Origin of the sequence: Shewanella sp. CAL98-MNA-CIBAN-0140 (assembly GCF_040309905.1) — a bacterium.
GTDB lineage: Bacteria > Pseudomonadota > Gammaproteobacteria > Enterobacterales > Shewanellaceae > Shewanella > Shewanella psychromarinicola.
This window is the reverse complement of sequence record NZ_JBEOPI010000082.1, coordinates 1-1483: the sequence shown is the minus strand read 5'-3', so window position 1 is coordinate 1483 and position 1483 is coordinate 1. Positions and strand designations below refer to the sequence as shown.

Genomic DNA, 1483 nt, shown 5'->3' with positions numbered 1-1483 from the left:
AAAATGCCTTTAAGTTACCAATGGCAATATGAACCCAAGGCAGCCATTCATCAACAAGCTCACTGGGGGTAACCCTCAGGGCTACCGCATGAGTGTTTAATTTTTAACCTAACCACTGAATCCAGCCTTTAATACTGCTTCAAGCATCGATGGATTCATCATGCATCGCTTTTGCTTTCCAACAATGCTTATCTTCGTCGGCTCTGCTCGTAACATATTCAAGCTCATATGACGCAGACATGATAGATTTTCCGCCCCGTGTGCGTTGTATATTTGACATGCATCCTCACTCATACTGACATCAAGCACCCAGTGCATCGATTCTATGCCCCAATGTTCTCGGACAGCTATCGCTGCTTGCTCAGCACTTAACTCCTTAGAACTAATGTAATAACGATACTCAAGTTCGATTGGTTTTCCTTTCTCAAGGCGACAACTTTCAACCATAACGATATTTTTTAGCCCTTTCCACTTTGAAAAGTCACCGAGTAAGTTTTTACTATCAATAACATAGCACTGTCGACACTCAGTACGTCCGTGACCGTGTTCAATTACGGATTTGTCCGTATTGTTAGCTCGCTGGAAAGCGAAGGCTTTTACTATTGCTTCGCGCAGCTTTCCCTGATTACTTTTAACGGCAAGCAGATAATCACCACCTTGGTCCACAATGGTTTTTGCTATCTTTGTTTGACAAGCCATCGCATCGATAGTCACTAACGCCCCTTTGATATCGAGCATTTTTATCAACTCAGGAATAGCTGTTATCTCATTACTTTTTTGTTCTGTTTTAAGCTGACCAAGTACTAATTTGTTTGATGAAGCATAAGCACTAATCATGTGTATGGTACTGGCTCTATCTTCACGATTGTATGACCCTCGAAGCGTTTTTCCATCGATAGCAATGACTTGGCCTTCAGTAAGGGTGTGTATCGAAGACATCCAATTGATAAAACATTGGTGAAACTGCTCAGGTTCAATGGTTGATATAATACGAGCAATCGTGTCATCAGCGGGAATGCCGTTCATGAAGAGGTTGTTGTTTTGAAACCAATCATGATGCCCAAGAATGTATTCGCGAATGTCAAACCAGCCTTTAGCGCCTGCGATAACGGCACATAGCGAACCAAACAGCACCTCAAAGAGGCAATAGGTCACTTTAGCCCCCTGGCGCTGGTCTGTTATTGTTTGGAAATGCTCTTTGAAGTGGTCAATATGCATGGTGTGCTCCCGAAAAAAGGGAGTATAAGATCATAGCGAGATGTTAACGTCAAATAGTGAGTTAAATTGTTTAAAAAACGTTCACGATCTCGCCCTGGGGTAACCCTCGCTTCATGTTGTTGAGTCTTATCTATAATGTTCAACGCAGGTAAGCCGTCTGTATGCACTTCTTGCTGTCTCGTTAAGTATTTGGCAACGAACTTTTCAACACTATCATGGCAAACGCTATTCACAGCCTGCATAGCAATAAATCCAGCTCTTTTTC

Annotated in this window: 1 protein-coding gene and 1 pseudogene; both read right to left on the bottom strand. The window is 42.4% G+C overall.

The window, feature by feature from the left end; all coding sequences use genetic code 11:
- Nucleotides 1-108: 108 nt before the first annotated feature.
- Nucleotides 109-1218, bottom strand: coding sequence for an ISAs1 family transposase (locus AAEY93_RS20220; RefSeq protein WP_124012320.1), 1110 nt, complete (start codon nucleotides 1216-1218; stop codon nucleotides 109-111).
- Between the two features lie 95 nt (nucleotides 1219-1313).
- Nucleotides 1314-1483: pseudogene (locus AAEY93_RS20215) on the bottom strand (IS1595 family transposase); the annotation flags it as partial.

Coding starts and splice junctions, on each gene's coding strand:
- AAEY93_RS20220 (WP_124012320.1), bottom strand. CDS start 1,218: ATGCATATTGACCACTTCAAAGAGCATTTCCAAACAATAACAGACCAG.